Source organism: Melaminivora alkalimesophila (genome assembly GCF_000282995.1).
GTDB classification, from domain to species: Bacteria; Pseudomonadota; Gammaproteobacteria; order Burkholderiales; family Burkholderiaceae_C; genus Melaminivora; species Melaminivora alkalimesophila.
Genome location: NZ_ALEE01000819.1, coordinates 1 through 2087 on the forward strand (window position 1 = coordinate 1; position 2087 = coordinate 2087).

Annotated in this window: 4 protein-coding genes; 1 reads left to right on the forward strand and 3 read right to left on the reverse strand. The window is 74.4% G+C overall.

Annotation, left to right across the window (positions count from 1 at the left end):
• The coding region (locus tag A612_RS15795; protein WP_019375400.1) for an MFS transporter at window positions 1-504 on the reverse strand (504 nt) is incomplete at its 3' end.
• Between the two features lie 62 nt (window positions 505-566).
• Entirely contained in the window at window positions 567-1004 is a 438-nt protein-coding gene (locus tag A612_RS15800; protein WP_019375401.1) for an HIT family protein, read from the reverse strand.
• A gap of 152 nt (window positions 1005-1156) precedes the next feature.
• Here A612_RS15800 and A612_RS15805 point away from each other — a divergent pair, with 152 nt between their 5' ends.
• Complete coding sequence (locus A612_RS15805) at window positions 1157-1780, forward strand: Crp/Fnr family transcriptional regulator (protein ID WP_019375402.1); 624 nt, start codon at window positions 1157-1159, stop codon at window positions 1778-1780.
• Between the two features lie 85 nt (window positions 1781-1865).
• Here the strand turns inward: A612_RS15805 and A612_RS17720 are convergent.
• On the reverse strand, window positions 1866-2087 hold a 222-nt coding region (locus A612_RS17720), incomplete at its 5' end, for a hypothetical protein (RefSeq protein ID WP_040437219.1).

Genomic DNA, 2087 nt, shown 5'->3' on the forward strand with positions numbered 1-2087 from the left:
CGTGGCGGTGGCGTACGCCGTGAGCGCCAGCAGCGCCGCGCGCCAGCCGAGCCACTCGGTCAGCAGGCCGCCGATCGGCGCGCACAGGCAAGCGACGATGCCCAGCCCGGTGAGCGCCCGCGACATGGCACGCGCGCCGGCCAGCGGCGTGTACAGGTCGCGCACGATGGCGCGCGCGCCCATCACGGCCGCGCCCATGGCGGCGCCCTGCAGCGTGCGCCACAGCACCAGCAGTTCCATGCTGGCGGCCAGCGCGCTGCCGACCGAGGCGAGCACGTAGAGTGCCAGCCCCGCGAGCAGCACCGGCCGGCGCCCGAAGCGGTCGGACAGCGGCCCCCACAGCAGCTGCGAGCAGCCGAAGGCCAGCAGCAGCGCCGACAGCGTGAGCTGGCCGGCGGCCACCGGCGCGCCCAGATCGCGCGTGAGCGCCGGCAGGGCCGGCAGGTACAGGTCGGTCGTGACCGGCTGCAGGCTCAGCAGCAGCGCCAGCACGAGCACCGCCATGGCGGGCGCGAGCGTGGACGCGCCGGATGGGCGGCCCGGGGCGAGGGTGGGCGAAGGCGGGCTCAAAGGACGGCCCGCAGGCGCTCGGCGTAGCCGGCCAGCACCTCGAAGCCGGGCTCCTTGCGCGGCCAGCTCAGGGCGATGCCGTCGCCCTCGTGGCGCGGCACCACGTGCAGGTGGAAGTGGCCGACGGTCTGGCCGCCGACGGCGCCATTGGCCTGCAGGATGGTCAGGCCGGCCGGGTCGAAGGCCGCCTGGGCCGCCGCCGCGATGCGCTGTGCCGTCTGCATGGCGGCGCCCGCTTCCTCGGGCGTGATGTCGAGCAGCGTCGCACCGTGGCGGCGCGTGGCGACCAGCACATGGCCGGGCGTGACCTGGCCCAGGTCCATGAAGGCGATGGTCAGGTCGTCCTCGTACACCACCGCGGCGGGGATCTCGCGCGCCACCAGGCGGCAGAAGATGCACTGCCCCGGAGGGGAGGTATCGACGAACATGGGCATGGAAAGTCTCCTTGTTGCAGGGTTGCCTGGGGCCCGGCGCTCGGGCCGCATGACCGCGCTATTGTGGAGGAGGGCGCCAGCGCCTGCCGGCATGGGCCCGCCCTTTGATTTCTCTCAAAGCGCGCAGGCGCTGGCCGGGGCACAGTCGGGGCATGTTCCCCCTTCCGTGCTCCGATCCATCCATCCCGGTCGAGGTGGCTGCCGCGGGCAAGGTGCTGCGCGAGCGCCACCAGCACAGTGCCTCGGTGCTGTACCTGGACAGCGGCCGGGTGTTGCTCGGGGTGTGCGAGGACGGGGTCATGCGCCACCAGCTCGGCGTGGTGGAGGGCCCTTTCTGGCTGGACGCGGCCACGGCGCTGCTCGAGCGCCCGAGCGCGGTGGACATGGTGGCCGATACCCGGGTGCAGTTGCGCCGGTTGCCGCTCGAGGAGTTCCGGCGCAGCTTCGACGCCCTGCCCGAGCCGGCGCAGATCCTGCTGCGCGACATGGCGGCCGGCTACTGCCAGCAGACCGAGGTCGCGGTGAGCCGCCTCGCGCAGGACGCCGAGGCGCGCTGTGCCCAATGGCTGCTCCGCCATGCCCAGGGCGAAGGCGACGGTGCCCTGCGCGTGGTCCTCAAGCAGCGCAAGCGCTCGATCGCGGCGCAGCTCGGCATCGCGCCCGAGACGCTGTCGCGCGTGCTGCGCCAGCTGCGCGAGCACGGCCTGATCGCCGGCACCGGCAACGTGCTCACCCTGCCGCAGCCAGGCGCGCTGCGCGCCGTCGCCGGCGCCTGAAGAGGCAGGGGCCGGCGCGGTCGCCCCTGCAGGCGCGCCGCTTGTGGGAATCGTCCGTCAGGGTTTTCCTGTCGCCCAATGCGGGCTAGTACCGGGCGCCGGGCGCGGCGATGCTGCGTATATTGGCCTGCGCCCACCCCGCCCGCGCGGGGTGCGCGCCTTCGCAGCCCGCCATGTACCGCGCCATCCCCGCCTCTCCCGACTCCGGCGCCTCCCCTGGGGAGCGCGCATGACCCCGGCCGAGCACCTCGCCGCGCTGCAGCAGCTCGTGCCCGGTCAGGGCGCGACCGGGCCTGCGGCTGCTGCC

What these genes read in the sequence shown, in the direction of transcription:
- A612_RS15805 (WP_019375402.1), top strand. Translation starts at nt 1,157, where the DNA reads ATGTTCCCCCTTCCGTGCTCCGATCCATCCATCCCGGTCGAGGTGGCT.
- A612_RS15800 (WP_019375401.1), bottom strand. Translation starts at nt 1,004, where the DNA reads ATGCCCATGTTCGTCGATACCTCCCCTCCGGGGCAGTGCATCTTCTGC.